This window comes from Streptomyces sp. NPDC006365 (assembly GCF_042870755.1).
GTDB lineage: Bacteria > Actinomycetota > Actinomycetes > Streptomycetales > Streptomycetaceae > Streptomyces > Streptomyces xiangluensis.
This window is the reverse complement of the sequence record NZ_JBIAHS010000006.1, coordinates 397,896-414,109: the sequence shown is the minus strand read 5'-3', so window position 1 is coordinate 414,109 and position 16,214 is coordinate 397,896. Positions and strand designations below refer to the sequence as shown.

Annotated in this window: 15 protein-coding genes; 14 read left to right on the top strand and 1 reads right to left on the bottom strand. The window is 69.5% G+C overall.

What is annotated here, in order from left to right; all coding sequences use genetic code 11:
* The first annotated feature begins 2 nt into the window (after positions 1–2).
* The 11 genes from ACFYO0_RS20160 (at position 3) to ACFYO0_RS20110 (ending at position 11,476) form a co-directional block, all read left to right on the top strand.
* Positions 3–836: an MlaE family ABC transporter permease gene (locus ACFYO0_RS20160; RefSeq protein ID WP_386350171.1), complete on the top strand. Its 834-nt coding sequence runs from the start codon at positions 3–5 to the stop codon at positions 834–836.
* Between the two features lie 23 nt (positions 837–859).
* Positions 860–2,098: an MCE family protein gene (locus tag ACFYO0_RS20155; RefSeq protein ID WP_388677494.1), complete on the top strand. Its 1,239-nt coding sequence runs from the start codon at positions 860–862 to the stop codon at positions 2,096–2,098.
* Complete coding sequence (locus tag ACFYO0_RS20150; protein ID WP_388677491.1) at positions 2,095–3,147, top strand: MCE family protein; 1,053 nt, start codon at positions 2,095–2,097, stop codon at positions 3,145–3,147. Before ACFYO0_RS20155 ends, ACFYO0_RS20150 begins: the two co-directional genes overlap by 4 nt.
* Positions 3,148–3,275: 128 nt before the next feature.
* Positions 3,276–4,256, top strand: coding sequence for an MCE family protein (locus ACFYO0_RS20145; protein WP_388677627.1), 981 nt, complete (start codon positions 3,276–3,278; stop codon positions 4,254–4,256).
* A complete protein-coding gene (locus ACFYO0_RS20140) occupies positions 4,253–5,407 on the top strand; it encodes an MCE family protein (RefSeq protein ID WP_388677488.1) in 1,155 nt (384 codons plus the stop codon). The genes ACFYO0_RS20145 and ACFYO0_RS20140 overlap by 4 nt, the downstream gene beginning before the upstream one ends.
* Positions 5,404–6,699 (top strand): MCE family protein, encoded by a 1,296-nt coding sequence (locus tag ACFYO0_RS20135; RefSeq protein ID WP_388677485.1) that lies wholly within the window; start codon positions 5,404–5,406, stop codon positions 6,697–6,699. The genes ACFYO0_RS20140 and ACFYO0_RS20135 overlap by 4 nt, the downstream gene beginning before the upstream one ends.
* A complete protein-coding gene (locus tag ACFYO0_RS20130; RefSeq protein WP_388677483.1) occupies positions 6,696–7,979 on the top strand; it encodes an MCE family protein in 1,284 nt (427 codons plus the stop codon). Before ACFYO0_RS20135 ends, ACFYO0_RS20130 begins: the two co-directional genes overlap by 4 nt.
* Positions 7,976–8,527, top strand: coding sequence for a hypothetical protein (locus tag ACFYO0_RS20125; protein WP_388677480.1), 552 nt, complete (start codon positions 7,976–7,978; stop codon positions 8,525–8,527). Before ACFYO0_RS20130 ends, ACFYO0_RS20125 begins: the two co-directional genes overlap by 4 nt.
* Before the next feature lie 91 nt (positions 8,528–8,618).
* Positions 8,619–9,503: a hypothetical protein gene (locus ACFYO0_RS20120; RefSeq protein ID WP_388677477.1), complete on the top strand. Its 885-nt coding sequence runs from the start codon at positions 8,619–8,621 to the stop codon at positions 9,501–9,503.
* Between the two features lie 152 nt (positions 9,504–9,655).
* On the top strand, positions 9,656–10,534 hold the full coding sequence (locus tag ACFYO0_RS20115; protein WP_388677474.1) for a TIM barrel protein: 879 nt from the start codon (positions 9,656–9,658) through the stop codon (positions 10,532–10,534).
* A gap of 24 nt (positions 10,535–10,558) precedes the next feature.
* Positions 10,559–11,476, top strand: coding sequence for a 2-hydroxy-3-oxopropionate reductase (locus ACFYO0_RS20110; RefSeq protein WP_388677471.1), 918 nt, complete (start codon positions 10,559–10,561; stop codon positions 11,474–11,476).
* Between the two features lie 284 nt (positions 11,477–11,760).
* Here ACFYO0_RS20110 and gcl read toward each other — a convergent pair whose 3' ends face one another.
* Positions 11,761–13,545 carry a glyoxylate carboligase gene (gene gcl, locus ACFYO0_RS20105; RefSeq protein WP_388677468.1) on the bottom strand — a complete coding sequence of 595 codons (1,785 nt, stop codon included), beginning with the start codon at positions 13,543–13,545 and terminating at the stop codon, positions 11,761–11,763.
* Positions 13,546–13,791: 246 nt separating this feature from the next.
* Here gcl and ACFYO0_RS20100 point away from each other — a divergent pair, with 246 nt between their 5' ends.
* From ACFYO0_RS20100 to ACFYO0_RS20090, 3 genes are all read left to right on the top strand, one after another.
* Positions 13,792–14,493 (top strand): PQQ-binding-like beta-propeller repeat protein, encoded by a 702-nt coding sequence (locus tag ACFYO0_RS20100; RefSeq protein WP_388677465.1) that lies wholly within the window; start codon positions 13,792–13,794, stop codon positions 14,491–14,493.
* A 142-nt stretch (positions 14,494–14,635) separates the two neighbouring features.
* Positions 14,636–15,490, top strand: coding sequence for a hypothetical protein (locus tag ACFYO0_RS20095; RefSeq protein WP_388677462.1), 855 nt, complete (start codon positions 14,636–14,638; stop codon positions 15,488–15,490).
* A 138-nt stretch (positions 15,491–15,628) separates the two neighbouring features.
* On the top strand, positions 15,629–16,204 hold the full coding sequence (locus ACFYO0_RS20090; protein WP_388677459.1) for a GNAT family N-acetyltransferase: 576 nt from the start codon (positions 15,629–15,631) through the stop codon (positions 16,202–16,204).
* The last annotated feature ends 10 nt before the right edge of the window (positions 16,205–16,214 follow it).

Here is a 16,214-nt window from a genome sequence, read left to right as displayed (position 1 = left end):
CGATGCGTCCTACGCGGCTCATGCGCCCTCTCGACCGCCCGCTCCGCTCCCTCGAAGAGCTGGGCACCCAACTCGTCTTCTACGGCCGCTCGTTGGCATGGACGGGCCGTACCCTGCGGCGGTACAAGAAGGAGATCCTGCGGCTGCTGGCCGAGGTGAGCTTCGGCCGCGGCGCGCTCGCCGTGGTCGGCGGCACGGTCGGCGTCATCGCCTTCCTGTCGTTCTTCACCGGCACGGAGGTCGGTCTCCAGGGGTACGCGGCGCTCAACCAGCTCGGCACCTCCAACTTCGTGGCGTTCCTGTCGGCGTACTTCAACACCCGCGAGATCGCCCCGCTCGTCGCCGGTCTGGCGTTGTCCGCCACCGTGGGGGCGGGGTTCACCGCCCAGCTCGGCGCGATGCGGATCAGTGAGGAGACCGACGCCCTGGAGGTCATGGGCGTTCCGTCCTTGCCGTTCCTGGTGACGACGCGGATGATCGCCGGGTTCGTAGCCGTGATCCCGCTGTACGTGGTCGGGCTGCTGTCCTCGTACTTCGCCGCCCGCACCATCACCACCGGCTACTACGGGCAGTCGGCGGGCACGTACGACCACTACTTCCAGCAGTATCTGCCGCCGGTCGACGTGTTCTGGTCGTTCGGCAAGGTGATCGTCTTCGCCGTCCTGATCATCTTGGTGCACTGCTACTACGGCTACTACGCGAGCGGCGGGCCGGCGGGCGTCGGCGTCGCGGTGGGCCGTGCCGTGCGGACGTCGATCGTCGCCATCAACGTCCTGGACTTCTTCCTGAGCCTCGCGATCTGGGGCGCCAACACGACCGTACGGATCGCGGGGTGAGCGCCATGAGAGTCGCCAAAGTAATGAGACTGCGGTTGTACGGCCTTGTGTTCATCGCTGTGCTCGCGCTGCTGCTGTCGCTCGCCGTGGCCGTCTACCAGCAGGCGTTCACCCCGGTCGTGCGCGTCACGTTGGAGGCCGACAGCCTCGGCAACCAGCTCGATCCGCGCGCCGACGTCAAGCTGCGCGGGCTGCTGGTGGGCGAGGTGCGCGCGGTGCGAGCCGACGGTGAGAAGGCCACGCTGGACATCGCGCTCAAGCCGGAGCACGTCGCGCACATCCCCGCCGACGTGCACGCGCGGCTGCTGCCCAAGACGCTGTTCGGCGAGAAGTACGTCGATCTCGTGGCACCCCGGGGCGCGTCCGCCCGGCCCATCCGCGCCGGGGACGTCATCACCCAGGACCGTACGAAAGTCGGTATCGAGTTGCAGCAACTGCTGAACGATCTGCTGCCGTTGCTGCGGACCGTGCAGCCCGGCAAGCTCAACGCCACGCTCTCGGCGTTCTCCACCGCGTTGGAGGGGCGCGGGGACCGGATCGGCGACAACCTCGTCCGCGTCGAGGACTATCTGCGCCGCCTCAACCCGCACATGCCGTCCCTGAAGGAGGACATCGCGCGGTTCGCCGACGTCGCCGAGGTGTACGGGGACGCGGCGCCCGACCTGATGAAGATCCTGCGCAACACCGTCACCACCAGCCGCACCCTCGTCGAGAAGCGGGACCAACTGGCCGCCGCGCTCACCGCGACCACCGGCGTCGCGGGCACCGCGGACGAGTTCCTCGACGACAACGGCGACCGGCTGATCACCCTCGGCCGGGTCTCCCGCCCCACGCTTGATCTCTTCGCCCGCTATTCGCCCGAGTACCCCTGCCTCCTCGACGGCCTGGTCCGGCAGGAAGAGGCCGCGGAGGAGGCGTTCCGGGGCGGCAAGATGCGCATCACCCTCGAAGTCGTCCGGCAGAGGCCCGCGTACGCACCGGGTGAGGAGCCGCGCTACGGCGAGCGGTCCGGGCCCAACTGCCGAGGTCTCCCGGGCCCCAGCGTGCCCGCACCCGATACCAAGCTCAACGACGGTACGGCCAAGGGGAGTTCGGGCAGCAGTCTGCCCGGCGGCGTCGATGTGTCCGCCACCGAGGCCGAACAGCGCGCGGTCGGCTCCCTCGTGGCGCCCGCCATGGGCGTGCCCGCCGACGAGGTACCGCCGGTCGCGACCCTGCTGTTCGGCCCGATGGCCCGCGGAACGGCGGTGAGCGTCGCATGAGCACAGGACGCACGAAGACGACGGGAGCTCGGCAGGCCGCCGCGCCGCTCTTCAAGTTCAGCCTGTTCGCGGTGGTGACGATCCTGGCGACGGCCCTGCTCGCCGCCACGATCGTCAACATCTCGTTCACCCCCGAGCACACGTACCGCGCGGTGTTCAGCGACGTCACGGGCCTGGAGGAGGGCGACGACATACGGGTGGCCGGGGTGCGGGTCGGCGAGGTCGAGGGCATCCGGATCAAGGACCGTACGCGGGCAGAGGTGAGCTTCACGGTCGGTGCGGACCGTCCGCTGCTGCGCAGCACCGGCGCGGTCGTCCGCTACCGGAACCTGGTCGGACAGCGGTACATCGCGCTGACCGAGGGCGCGGGCGACGGGACACGGCTGCGGCCCGGCGGCACGATTCCGCTGTCGCGTACCCGGCCCGCCCTGGATCTCAACGCTCTGCTGAACGGCTTCAAGCCGCTGTTCGCCGCGCTCAGCCCCAAGGACGTCAACCAGCTCGCCACCGAGATCATCAAGACGCTTCAGGGCGAGGGCGGCACCGTCAACAGCCTGCTCGCACACACGGCTTCGCTCACGACCACGCTCGCGGACCGCGACCAGCTGATCGGTTCCGTGATCGACAACCTCAACACCGTGCTCAAGACGCTCGACCGGCGCGGCGCCCGCTTCTCGGGACTGCTCAAGCAGCTGCGGCGGGTGATCTCCGGACTGTCCGCCGACCGCAAGCCCATCGGCGACTCGCTGGTGAGCATCGGCGACCTGGCCGCGGCCACCTCGGGACTGCTGGAGGACGCGCGCCCGCCGCTCAAGGACGACATCGCCGAGCTGACCGATCTCACCGGAACGCTCAACAAGAACGAGAAGACCGTGGAGGGCGTGCTGAAGAGGCTGCCGAACAAGCTCAACGAGCTGACGGGGACGGCGTCCTACGGCTCGTGGTTCAACTTCTACCTCTGCGATTTCGACGGCCGGATCGTACTGCCGAAGACGAAGCAGGTGCTCACTCCCGAGCTGCATGTGGCGAGGGCGAGGTGTGGCGGATGACGAAGCGCTTCTCCTCGCGCAGGACCCGCGTGCCCCGCCCGGAACCGCTGGTGAAGGTGCGCATCGAACCACCGAAGCTGCTGAGGTTCCTGCGGCCGAGACTGCCACGGATACGGCTGCTGCCTCGACTGATCCCCTTCCGGGACCGGAACCCCGTCGTCATCGGCGCCGCCGGCCTCACCGCCCTCGCGCTGCTGACCTTCGCCGCGTTCAACGCCGACAGTCTCCCGCTGATCGGCGGCGGCCGGACGTACAGCGCGGCCTTCTCGGAAGCGGGCGGGCTCAAGGCGGGCGACGAGGTGCGGATCGCCGGGGTCAAGGTCGGCAAGGTCGAGGAGGTCGACCTGGACGGCGATCACGTCAAGGTCACCTTCAAGGTCAAGGGCGACCCGGCCTTCGGCACGGCGACCGGTGCGTCCATCCGCGTCAAGACGATCCTCGGCGCCAAGTATCTCGCGCTGCATCCGAAGGGGCCGGGACAGCTGAAGCCCGGCAACGAGATCCCGCTGGGGCGGACGGTGGCGGCGTACGACGTCGTGCAGGCCTTCAGCGATCTGACCACCACGACCGAGGAGGTCGACACGGAGCGGCTCGCGAAGGCGCTGGACACCATCTCCACCACCTTCCAGGACTCGCCCGCCGAGGTGCGGGCGTCCATCAAGGGGTTGTCGAGGATCTCGAAGACGGTGGCCTCGCGCGACAAGGCGCTGCGCGAACTCCTCGACCACGCGAACGGGGTCACCGGGGTGCTGGCCGAGCGTTCCGAGGACTTCTCCGCTCTGGTCAAGGACGGCGACAAGCTGTTCAAGGAGATCAACAAGAGGCGCACGGCGATCCACAACCTTCTCAAGAGCTCCGCCGCGCTCGGTATCGAGCTCTCCGGCCTGGTCGAGGACAACCGGAAGGAGATCGGACCCGCACTCAAGGGCCTCAACACCTTCGTGAAGATGCTCGAACGCAACCAGTCGAGTCTCGACCGGAGCGTCAGGCTGCTCGCGCCCTATGTGCGGGTCTTCTCCAACACCCTCGGTAACGGCCGCTGGTTCGACAGCTACATCCAGAACATGGTCGCCGCTCCGGTGGTACCGCGGACGGGAGGCTCGCGATGAAGTCACCACTGGTGAGGGGAAGTTCACCTGTGGCTCGCCGCCTGGCCCTGGTCACCGCCCTGGCAGTCGTCGCCACGCTGGCCGTCGTGCTGTGGCCGCGCTCGGAGCCCGTGCGCGTCACCGCGTACTTCCCGCGCACCGTCGGCATCTACCCCGGCTCGGACGTGCGTGTCCTCGGCGTCCGGATCGGCGAGGTCAAGAAGATCACGCCGGAGGGCGAGCGGGTGCGGGTGGAGCTGGAGTACGAGGAGGGGCGCAAGGTGCCGGCCGGGGCCAAGGCCGCGATCATCAACTCCTCGGTGGTCAGCGACCGTTACCTGCAGCTGCTGCCGGTGTACCGGAAGGGCCCGGTGCTGCGGGACGGCGACGTGATCCCCGAGGCGCGTACGGCCGTACCGGTCGAACTGGACCGGATCTTCGACAGTTTGCACACCACGTCGGAGGCGCTCGGCCCGAAGGGCGCGAACAAGGACGGCTCACTGTCACGGCTGTTGGGAGTGAGCGCGGACAACCTCGACGGGCAGGGCACGAACCTGAACCAGACGGTCGAGGACCTTTCGCAGGCGGTCACGACCCTGTCCGACGGACGGGGGGACCTGTTCGGGACCGTACGCAACTTGCAGGTGTTCACGGCCGCGCTGGCGGCCGACGACACGAGCGTGCGGTCGTTCAACACCAGCCTCGCCAACGTCGCCAAGCAGCTCGCCGGCGAGCGCAAGGACCTCGCGGCGGCGCTGAAGCATCTGGGGACGGCGCTCGGTGACATCTCCGAGTTCGTGAAGAAGAACAAGAAGTCGCTGACCTCGAACGTGACGGGCCTCAGCAAGGTCACCAAAGTCCTCGTCACCCAACGGGCCGCGCTGGAGGAGCTGTTGGAGGTCTCGCCGACCGGTCTGTCCAATCTCCAGAACGCCTACAACGCGTCCGCCGGCACCCTCGACACCCGCAACAACCCGGACCATCCGCAAGACCCGGCCGCGGTGCTGTGCTCATTGCTGAAGACGACCGGGGACGAGGGCGGCAAGAACCCGGACTGCCGGGATCTGGAGAAGCTGTTCAAGTCGCTGCCCGAGGTGCCGCGGGCCCCGGCGGTGCCGAGCACGGGCACGGTCGACCGGACCCTCGGCGGAATTCTGGGGGCGAACGCATGAGCATGCTGCGCAAGGGAGGGGCGGTCGCCTGGGCGGCGGTCGGTTCGGTGCTGCTGTCCGGCTGCGAGTTCAACGGCTGGTACGACGTCCAGCTGCCCGGCGGTGCCGCCGCGGACGGCCACGCCTACCACGTCACGGTCGAGTTCAGGGACGTACTCGACCTGGTGCCGCAGTCGGCGGTCAAGGTCAACAACGTCACCGTGGGCGCAGTCGAGAAGGTCGAACTGGCCGGCTGGCACGCGCGGGTACGGCTGCGCGTCGCCGACTCGGTGAAGCTGCCCGGCAACGCGGTCGCCGAGCTGCGGCAGACCAGCATGCTCGGCGAGAAGTACGTGGCGCTGTCCGCCCCGCCGGACACCGACCCCGTGGGCCGGCTCGGCGACGGCGACCGGATCCCGCTGTCCCGCAGCGGTCGGAACCCGGAGATCGAAGAGGTGCTGTCGGCCCTGTCCGCGCTCCTCAACGGCGGCGGGGTGGCCCAGCTCAAGACGATCACCGTGGAGCTCAACAAGGCTCTGGCGGGCCGGGAGAACCGGGTCAAGTCCCTGCTCAAGGAGCTGAACACGTTCCTCGGCGGCCTCGACAAGCAGCGCAAGGACATCGTGCGCGCGCTCAAGGGCATCGACCGGCTGGCGAAACGGCTCGGGAAGGAGAAGAAGACCATTGCCCGGGCCGTCGACACGATGCCGCCCGCGCTGAAGGTTCTCGCCGACCAGCGACGTGATCTGACGAAGATGCTCACCGCGCTGTCGAAGCTCGGCAAGACCGGCACCAAGGTGGTCAACGCCTCGCGGGACGACACGGTCGCGAACCTGAAGCAGCTGAGGCCGATCCTGCAACAGCTCGACAAGGCGGGCGACGATCTGCCCAATTCCCTTGAGCTGCTGACCACTTACCCGTTTCCGCGCAACGCGGTGGACGCCGTCAAGGGCGACTACGTCAACCTCAAGATCACCGCCGACCTCGATCTGTCAGGCATCTACGGCAACCTCACCGACGAGCCCGGAGAGGGGGGCGGGGAGGACGACGGTCAGGACGACGCACCCGAGGTCCCGGATCTGCCCGAAGTCCCGGACGTACCGGACGTGCCGGACCTGCCGACACCCACGGCGCTGCCGAGCACGCCGAACCTGCCGGACACGCCTGACAAGCCTTCGGCGCCCTCGGGCGGCGGCCCTCTGTGCCCACCGGTGTGCACAAGCAGTTACGCCGCCCTCGACAACGCGGGTGGCCTGCCTCCCGGGATCGACCTCGCGCTCGCGGAGCTCATGCTGAAGGGGATACAGCCGTGATCACACGTACGGTCAAGGCTCAGCTGCTCGCCTTCGCCACCGTCACCGCCGTCGGGGTGTCGTACGTCGGCGCCGAGTACACGGGCCTGGTGGACGAACTCCTCGACCGCGGTTACACCGTGCGGGCCGACTTCGCCGATTCCGGGGGCATCTTCCCCGGTGCCGAGGTCACGTATCGCGGGGTGCCGGTGGGGCGGGTCGGCGCGCTGCGGCTCGCCGGCTCCGAGGGCGTCTCGGTGTCTCTCGACATCGAGGGCGACGGGCCGCGCATCCCGGCGGACACGCTGGCCGTGGTGGCGAACCGTTCAGCGGTGGGTGAACAGTACGTCGATCTGCAGCCGCGCGACGCAGGCGGCCCGTATCTGCTCGACGGCAGCACGATCCCGCGCGACCGCACGCGGGTTCCGCTGCCCACCACGGACATGGTCCTCAGTCTGGACCGGCTGGTCACCTCGGTCGGCAAGGACGATCTGCGGGTCACCGTCGACGAGTTGGGCAAGGCCTTCGCCGGCACCGGACCGCGGCTGAGCCGGCTGGTGGACTCGGGCAACGCGCTCGTGGAGTCGGCGTCCGACTCGCTCCCGCAGACGGTCTCGCTGATCGAGGACTCACGGAAGGTCCTCAAGACGCAGGCCGACCAGGGCTCGTCCATCAAGTCGTTCTCCCGCGATCTGGCGGCGCTCACCGCGGAGTTGAAGTCGAGCGACGGGGACCTGCGCAGGCTGATCGGCAACGCGGCACCGGCCGGGCAGGAGGTCAACTCGCTGCTCAGGTCCACCGGTCCGGATCTTCGGGTCCTGCTGGCCAATCTGATCAGCGGGGGTCAGGTCACGGTGGCGCGGCTGCCCGGCGTGGAGCAGGCCCTGGTCACCTTCCCGGTGGTGGTCGCCGGCAGTTACACCGTCATCCCCGGCGACGGCACCACCCACTTCGGGCTGGTAGTGAACGCCGAGGACCCGCCGCCGTGCACCCAGGGATACGGGACGCGGCGGCGCGATCCCGCGGACACGAGCACGCGCCCGGCGAACACCGACGCGCGCTGCACGGCTCCGCGCGGCGGGGACACCTCGGTGCGTGGCGCACAGAACGCGCCCGGTGCGTCGACCGGTTCCGGTTCCGGCGGTGCCGGCCGGGCGGCGTACGTCGCGCCGTACGACCCGGAGACCGGCACCGCGACCGGCCCGGACGGAACACCCGTCGAGATCGGCTCGACGGGCGGACAGCAGACCGTGTTCGGAAAGGAATCCTGGCAATGGCTGCTCGTGGGACCGATGGCATGACCGGGAAGCTGCAGAAGCTGAGCGCCCTGACGTTCGCCGGGCGTCGCGCGGCACCTCTGCCGTCCACCCGGCGGCACAGGGCCCTGGCGGCGGGACTCGCCGTGGCGACTGCCGTGACGACCACGCTGACCATCTGGCTGAGCGTCCAGTTGTTCGAGCGACACGAGGCGGAGCAGCGGCGCCAGGACGTCCTCGCGGCGGCCCGTCAGTCGGCGCTGAACTTCACCTCCCTCGACTACCGGCACTACGACCGGGACAGCGGGAACGTACTGAAGGGCGCCACCGGCGACTTCAAGGAGCAGTTCGCCGCGCAGACCGAGGAGTTGACGGCGCTGGTCGCCCGGAACAAGTCGGTGTCCGAGGGCCGGGTCCTCGATGCGGGCATCGTCCGGTCCGACGAGCGCTCGGCTCGTGTCCTGGTGGTCGCCGACAGCAAGGTGACCAACACGGCCGTGCCCGACGGAGAGGCGCGCACCTACAGGCTGCAACTCGACCTCGTCCTCAAGGACGGCCGCTGGCTGACCTCCGACGTGGAGTTCGTCGGCTGACCGGGCTCCGCCCGCGTACAACCAGTGCCGTACGACCAGTCGAGTGCCGTGCGACCAGGCCCGTGCCGTCCGACCAGTAAGGAGTAAGACCGTGGCGAACCCGACCTCCCGAGCGCGTGGTGCCGTCTCGCCCGCCCGCCGCACCCTGACGGCGGCCGCCCGCGCGGCGGCCAAGCGCACAGCGACCCAGGGCACAGCGGCCCAGGGCGCGAAGCGCGTCACCGGCGATCCCGGGGCCCCGGCCCCGGTGGAAGCGGCCGCCGACAGGACACCGCGGCGGCCGGAGGGACAGGAGTCCGGGCCCACTGTGGTCATCGAGGTTCCGGACGGCTGGGACGACCCGCCAGAGCCGTCACCGGAGTCCTTCGAGGAGGATCCGCCCGAGGTCGATGCCGAGGCCGATGCCGAGAGCGAGGACGAGAGCGAGGACGAGGGCGAGACCGGCTCCGGTACCGGTGCCGGAGCGCGGCGAATCCGCGGGAGGCTGTTCACCGCGATCCTGTCCGTCCTGCTCATGGCGGGCCTGGTCGCGGTCGCCGTGCTCGGATGGCAGTACCGGGAGGGGCGGCGGGCCGAGCAGGCACGGGGGCAGGCGCTCACGGCCGCGCGGAAGGCTGCGCCCGTCGTGCTGTCGTACGACTACCGGCGCCTGGACCGTGACTTCGCCGCGGCGCGCGCCCGTCTCACCGGAGACTTCCGCGACAAGTACCGGAAGACCACGAAGACGGTGGTCGGACCGACGGCCAGGAAGTACGAGGGGGTGGTGAAGGCAACCGTCGCGGAACCCACAGCCGGCGGCACTCCCGCGGCCTCGGTCGTATCGGCCTCACCGGACAAGGCGGTCGTGCTGCTCTTCGTCAACCAGGTGACCAGGAGCACCCAGGTCTCGGGACCGCGCGTGGATCTGAACCGGGTGCTGATGACGCTCGACCGCACCTCCGAGGGCTGGAAGGTGAGCGCTGTGGACGCGCTCTGAGCCCCCTCCCCAGCCATGCCCTCCGCGCAGCCCGCGCGGGGGGCGTTTTTCTGGGGCCGCTCTTGACAGGGCTCCCCGACCCCAGGCAGCCTTCCATTGAGCAGAAAATAAATTCCGTAATACGGAATATCTAGGAAGGGGGCGCCGACCCGATGCCAGGTTCTGAACGGGGCACAGCCGCAGCGCAGCGCTTCAACGTCAACCTGTCGATTCTCTTCACGGAACTCCCGCTCCTGGAGCGCCCCGCGGCAGCCGCCGCGGCGGGCTTCACCGCGGTCGAGCTGTGGTGGCCCTGGGTCGACTCCCCTACCCCCGAGCGGTCCGAACTCGACGCCCTGAAGAAGGCGATCGATGACGCGAGCGTCCAGTTGACGGGGCTGAACTTCTACGCCGGGCAACTGCCGGGCCCCGACCGGGGAGCGCTGTCGATTCCGGGCGAGGAGTCGCAGAAGTTCCGCGCGAACGTCGATGTGGCGGCCGACTTCGCCCGGTCCCTCGGCTGCAAGGCGCTCAACGCCCTGTACGGCAACCGCGTCGAGGGCGTGGACCCGGCCGAGCAGGACGCGCTCGCGCTGGAGAACCTTCAGTTCGCGGCCCGCGCCGCCGACCGCATCGGCGCGAGCCTGCTGATCGAGGCGTTGAACCGGCCCGAGTCGCCGCTGTATCCACTGGTGTCGGCCCCGGCCGCGGTCGGGATCGTCGACAAGGTGAACGAGGCGACGGGGCTGGGCAACGCGCGCTTCCTCATGGACCTCTACCACCTGTCCATGAACGGCGAGGACCTGCCCTCGCTGATCGAGCGGTACGCCACGAAGACCGGCCACGTCCAGATCGCCGACAACCCCGGCCGCGGGGCCCCCGGCACGGGCGCGCTCCCGCTGGAGGAACTGCTGGACCAGCTGGGCAAGGCGGGTTACGAGGGCTGGGTCGGCCTGGAGTACAAGCCGGGCGACCGGCCGAGCGCCCAGGCCTTCGACTGGCTGCCACGCGAGGCGCGCGCCGCGCGCCGAACGGCCACCCCACAGACGTAGCACAGCAGTTGGAGAGGCACGCTCATGACCGGCAAACTCGCAGATTCCTCCCACCCAACCCGCCCTGCGGTGGCCTGGATCGGCCTCGGCATCATGGGCTCCCCCATGTCCGAGAACCTGATCAAGGCGGGTTACGACGTCACCGGCTACACCCTGGAGCAGGAGAAGCTCGACCGCCTGGCCGCCGCCGGAGGCACCGCGGCCGGATCCATCGCCGAAGCCGTGCGGGACGCGGACGTCGTGATCACGATGGTGCCCGCGTCGCCGCAGGTCGAGGCCATCGCGTACGGCCCTGACGGCATCCTGGAGAACGCGCGGTCCGGCGCCCTGCTGGTCGACATGTCGTCCATCACCCCGCAGACCTCCGTCGACCTGGCCAAGGCCGCGGCAGCGCGGGGCATCCGTGTGCTCGACGCCCCGGTCTCCGGTGGCGAGGCGGGCGCCGTGGAGGCCGTGCTGTCCATCATGGCCGGCGGTGAGCAGGCCGACTTCGACGAGGCGAAGCCTCTCTTCGAGGCGCTGGGCAGGACCATCGTGCTGTGCGGGCCGCACGGCTCCGGCCAGACCGTGAAGGCCGCGAACCAGCTGATCGTCGCCGTGAACATCCAGGCCTGCGCCGAAGCCGTTGTGTTCCTGGAGAAGTCGGGTGTCGACCTGAAGGCGGCCCTCGACGTCCTGAACGGCGGCCTCGCGGGCTCCACCGTGCTGACCCGCAAGAAGGACAACTTCCTGAACCGCGACTTCAAGCCCGGCTTCCGTATCGACCTGCACCACAAGGACATGGGCATCGTGACGGACGCCGCCCGCAACGTCGGCGCGGCCCTGCCCGCAGGCGCCGTGGTCGCCCAAATCGTCGCCTCACTGCGCACGCAGGGCGACGGCGGCCTGGACCACTCCGCGCTGCTGCGCGCGGTCGAGCGCCTCTCCGGCGCGCGGGTATGACACCCCGATGACTCCGGGTGGCCCCGCCGCTTGACATCTGTCCTGTCGCGCCCGGGCGCCGGCGCCATCCGGACCCACAGTGAACGCCGGACACGGACGGTTCCGTGCCCGGCGCTCGCTGTGTCCCGCCGGTACGCCAGCATGCGTACGCCGCCTACGGAAGCCTCAAGAGAACCTCTGAACCCGTGCCAGGGGCTTCAACTCACCCTGCCTGTGGGCACATCCTCAGCACATGAGGCCCGCCGGCACGGGGGCGGCGGGCCTCATACAGGTCATGCAGGGACTCAGGTCTTCAGCGTCCTGATCGACGTAGGCGCGTGCCACGCCTCCTTGGCGACCTCCTCGAACTCCACCACCGCACTGATGTCGTTCGTCGTGGACATCGCGATGTTGGTGACGCGTTCCAGGATCGCCTCGACCACGACCGGCACCCGGTGCTCGGCGGCCAGCTTCAGCGCGTGTTCGAAGGCGGCGCCCAGTTCGCCGGGGTCCGTGACACGGAGCGCCTTGCAGCCCAGGCCCTCGGCGACCTTGATGTGGTCGACGCCGTAGACGCCCAGCTCCGGGGAGTTGAGGTTCTCGAACTCGAGGTTGACCTGGAAGTCGATGTCGAACGCGCGCTGCGCCTGGCGTATCAGACCGAGGTAAGCATTGTTCACCAGGACGTGCACGTACGGGATCCGGTGCTGGGCACCGACGGCCAGCTCCTCGATCATGAACTGGAAGTCGTAGTCGCCGGAGAGGGCGACCACGGACGTCTCGGGGTCGGCCTTCGCCACGCCCAGGGCGGCCGGGACGGTCCAGCCCAGCGGGCCCGCCTGGCCGCAGTTGATCCAGTGGCGCGGCCGGTAGACGTGCAGCATCTGGGCGCCGGCGATCTGCGAGAGGCCGATCGTGGACACGTACCGGGTCTCGGGTCCGAAGACCTTGTTCATCTCCTCGTACACGCGCTGCGGCTTGATCGGGATGTCGTCGAAGTGCGTACGCCGCTGGAGCCGGGCCTTCTTCTCCTGCGCCGCCCGGGCCCACGCGGACCGGTCCGGCAGGGCACCCTCCGCCTTCAACTCCCGTGCCGCCTCGGCAAAGAGCTCAAGCGCCGCCTTCGCGTCGGAGGCGATCCCGAAGTCGGGCGCGAAGATCCTCCCGAGTTGCGTCGGCTCGATGTCGACGTGCACGAACGTCCGGCCGGCCGTGTAGACGTCCAGTTTGCCGGTGTGCCGGTTGGCCCAGCGATTGCCGATGCCGAGGACGAAGTCGGACTCCAGGAAGGTCGCGTTGCCGTAGCGGTGCGAGGTCTGGAGGCCGACCATGCCGGCGTTGAGCTCATGGTCGTCGGGGAGGACACCCCAGCCCATGAGCGTGGGTACGACCGGAATGCCCGTCAACTCTGCGAACTCCAGGAGGACTTCGGAGGCGTCGGCGTTGATGACGCCGCCACCGGCGACGATCAGCGGGCGCTCGGACGCGTTCAGCATCCGAAGCGCCTTCTCGATCTGCGGGCGGCTCGCGCACGGCTTGTAGACCGGCAGCGGCTCGTACGTCTCGGGGTCGAACTCGATCTCGGTGAGCTGGACGTCGACGGGCAGGTCGATGAGTACGGGCCCGGGGCGACCGGAGCGCATCAGGTGAAAGGCCTGCTGGAAGACGCCGGGGACCTGCGCCGCCTCCAGCACGGTGACCGCCATCTTGGTGACCGGCTTGGCGATCGAGGCGATGTCGACGGCCTGGAAGTCCTCCTTGTGGATCACGGCAGTTGGCGCCTGACCCGTGATGCACAGGATCGGGACGGAGTCACCGGTCGCGGAATACAGGCCGGTGATCATGTCTGTGCCTGCGGGGCCGGAGGTACCGATGCAGACGCCGATCTTTCCGGGCCGGGTACGGGTGTACCCCTCGGCCATGTGCGAGGCGCCCTCGACATGGCGCGCGAGGGTGTGGTCGATTCCGCCGGAGGCCTTGAGGGCGGCGTACAAGGGGTTGATCGCCGCGCCCGGCACACCGAACGCGTCGGTGACGCCTTCCAGTTTGAGGATCTCAACTGCCGCGCGGGCAGCGGTCATTCGAGCCATTGCGTACTCCTGCTTCGGCCGTCGGTTTCCGGCTCCCGTCGCGCCCCGCGGAGAGCTTCACCTTCCTGCCGGAACCCTTCGCAGAATTCCGTATTGCGGAAAATGACTTCTACTATCTGGAAGTAATGTAGGCGTGGCCCCAAGGGCCGTCAAGACACGGCGCCCATCCGGCAGGAACCACTCCGCCTGGCCCGACGTCTCCCTGCTCGCACCACGGAAACCGATGGACTACGGCTGGGGCACGGCGTGGTCGCAGCGTCCCGGGAAGCCCGCGGTGCCGGTGAGGGAAGCAACCTGCGCGGCGAATCCAGGAAGCTCATCGGTGCCTGGCTCACCGAGGACGTTCTGGTGCGCGCCAATGAGAAGGACGTACGGGCCTTCGACTCGGACACCGGAAAGGCGCGGTGGACCGTGAAACCGCCGGCGCCGGGGCTGGTGCCCTGTGCGATGTCGGGGACGCCGGGTGATGGTGGAAAGCTTGGGGCGATCGTCTACGGCACCGGACCGAAACCAACGGAAGGGTGCGACCAGTTGGTCGTGCTCGACCTGGCGAACGGGCGCACCACCTGGTCGCGTTCGCTGACGGTCCGGAAGCCGCCCGGGCCCGAGGCCGTGACCCGGATCGGTGTCGCGGGCGGCACGCTCGTCGTCCTGTCCCCCGCCGACGAGGCCGGATACCGCCTGTCGGACGGCGGGCGGTTGTGGAAGCGCCGCTGGTACGACAGCGGCTGCGTACTGGCGGGCGCACGGGTCGGGCAGGCCACCGTCGTCGAGGTGGCGCGGTGCGGCCCCGGGGAAGGGCGCCTGCGGATACGGGAGGTCGACGCCCGGGACGGTTCGGTGCGGTGGGCCACGCAACTGCCCACGGATGTCATCGTGACCGGCATCGCCACCGCGAAACCCGCCTCCGTGACGCTCCGCGCCACCCGGAGTCGGCGATCGGGGTGATCGCGTACGAGTAGATCGTTTACGCGTCGGTGTGGTGCACCGGGTGCCCGTTGTTCCAACTCCCTGCCGTGGCTCTACCGGTTGGAGGACGATGGGGGTGTCCCGCTGGGGCGTTTGTGGATGTGACGTTTCTGGAGTGGTCATGGCCGAGAGCGTGCCGGTACGGTGTCCGGCCTGTCGGCGCGAGCATGTCTATGCGGCGCCGTCGTACCCCTGTGTGTGCGGTGCGCCTGTCACGCCCGAGCTCGACCGGGACGCGGTCCCGGAATCCCTCACGCATCACACCTGGGACGACGACTGGATCACGGTCCGGTGCACAGCCTGTGGCCGGCAGGACCAGTGGCCGCGGCCCGAACTGGGGTGCCCCTGCGGGACGGTGCTGCGGGTGCCGTTGGCTCAGGAGCGGTCGGGGCCGGGGGACGCGTTGACGGAGGAGGCAGACGGGGAGCGGGACAACGACTCGGGCGTGGGTACGGGTACGGTCGGCGAGCCGGAGGCCACGGCCTCCGGCAGCGGCTCCGACGCGGACGCCGACCAAGGCAGCGAACTCCCGGCGCCCCGTCGCCCCGGCTCGCGTCGCCCCCGCATCCCACTCCCCCGTGCGGCTCCTACGCCCCGGCCCCCCTTCAACCCGGTGACGATACGTACGGCCCGGGACGCCGTGACCGCCGCCGCCCTGTACCTCCGCTGGCTCGGCTACCAGGACATCCGGCGGGCGGACCAGCGTCCGCCCGCCGGCATCGGGCTGGCCGCGCGCGGCGTTCTCGCGCAGGTCGACCCGACGCTGCGGCCGGCCTCGCTGCGTGACGTGGAGTGTCTGTGGCTGACGGCGATGACGGAGTCGACGGGCTGCGTCTACTTCTCCCTGGCCGGGTACGCGGATGACGCCCGCTCCGTCGCCGACTCTCTCGGAGTCCCCCTGTTCGTGCTGGACCTCACGGGGACGCCTCAGCCGGTCAACAGCTCGGCGGACGAGCTGGTCGCCGCGGGTGCGTGACCAGGGGCTCTGCACCTGGGCCCCGCTGGGGCTCCGCCCCAGGCCCCCGATCGGCCTGAACGGCCTCGTCCTCGAGCTCCACCAGACGAGCTGATTTATTCATGCGGGACCCAGCTGCAAAGTTCGCATACTTGGCCCATGCCCATCAGACCCGCCGCCTCCGCCGACCTCCCGCTCCTCCAGGACATCGAGCGCGCCGCCGGCGAACTCTTCCGCCCCCTCGGTATGCCGGAGATCGCCGATGACGAGCCGCCCTCGCTCGAGCAACTGGAGCGTTTCCGGCAGGCGGGGCATGCCTGGGTCGCCGAGGACGATGTCACCGGGCGCGTCGTGGCGTATCTGATCGGTGAGCCTGTGGACGGCGCGTTTCATGTCGAGCAGGTCACCGTCCATCCGGACGCGGGGCGCCGGGGCGTAGGCCGGGGCCTCATCGCGTACGCCGCCGAGCGCGCACGTGACGAGGGCCTGACAGCTCTCACCCTGACCACCTTCGCCGAGGTCCCCTGGAACGCGCCGTATTACGAGCGCCTCGGCTTCCGCATCCTGACCGGCCCCGAACTCACCCCGGGCCTACGGAAGATCCGCGCCGCGGAAGCCGAACACGGCCTCGACCGTTGGCCCCGGGTGTGTATGCGCGGAACCTCCGGCTGGAGAGGCCGAGAGACGCAGGTCACATTCGCGGATGTCACATCTCGCCGCGCCGTCCCGTCGTAGAGGTGAAGCC

Coding starts and splice junctions, on each gene's coding strand:
- ACFYO0_RS20160 (WP_386350171.1), top strand. CDS start 3: ATGCGTCCTACGCGGCTCATGCGCCCTCTCGACCGCCCGCTCCGCTCC.
- ACFYO0_RS20155 (WP_388677494.1), top strand. CDS start 860: ATGAGACTGCGGTTGTACGGCCTTGTGTTCATCGCTGTGCTCGCGCTG.
- ACFYO0_RS20150 (WP_388677491.1), top strand. CDS start 2,095: ATGAGCACAGGACGCACGAAGACGACGGGAGCTCGGCAGGCCGCCGCG.
- ACFYO0_RS20140 (WP_388677488.1), top strand. CDS start 4,253: ATGAAGTCACCACTGGTGAGGGGAAGTTCACCTGTGGCTCGCCGCCTG.
- ACFYO0_RS20135 (WP_388677485.1), top strand. CDS start 5,404: ATGAGCATGCTGCGCAAGGGAGGGGCGGTCGCCTGGGCGGCGGTCGGT.
- ACFYO0_RS20125 (WP_388677480.1), top strand. CDS start 7,976: ATGACCGGGAAGCTGCAGAAGCTGAGCGCCCTGACGTTCGCCGGGCGT.
- ACFYO0_RS20115 (WP_388677474.1), top strand. CDS start 9,656: ATGCCAGGTTCTGAACGGGGCACAGCCGCAGCGCAGCGCTTCAACGTC.
- ACFYO0_RS20110 (WP_388677471.1), top strand. CDS start 10,559: ATGACCGGCAAACTCGCAGATTCCTCCCACCCAACCCGCCCTGCGGTG.
- gcl (WP_388677468.1), bottom strand. CDS start 13,545: ATGGCTCGAATGACCGCTGCCCGCGCGGCAGTTGAGATCCTCAAACTG.
- ACFYO0_RS20095 (WP_388677462.1), top strand. CDS start 14,636: ATGGCCGAGAGCGTGCCGGTACGGTGTCCGGCCTGTCGGCGCGAGCAT.
- ACFYO0_RS20090 (WP_388677459.1), top strand. CDS start 15,629: ATGCCCATCAGACCCGCCGCCTCCGCCGACCTCCCGCTCCTCCAGGAC.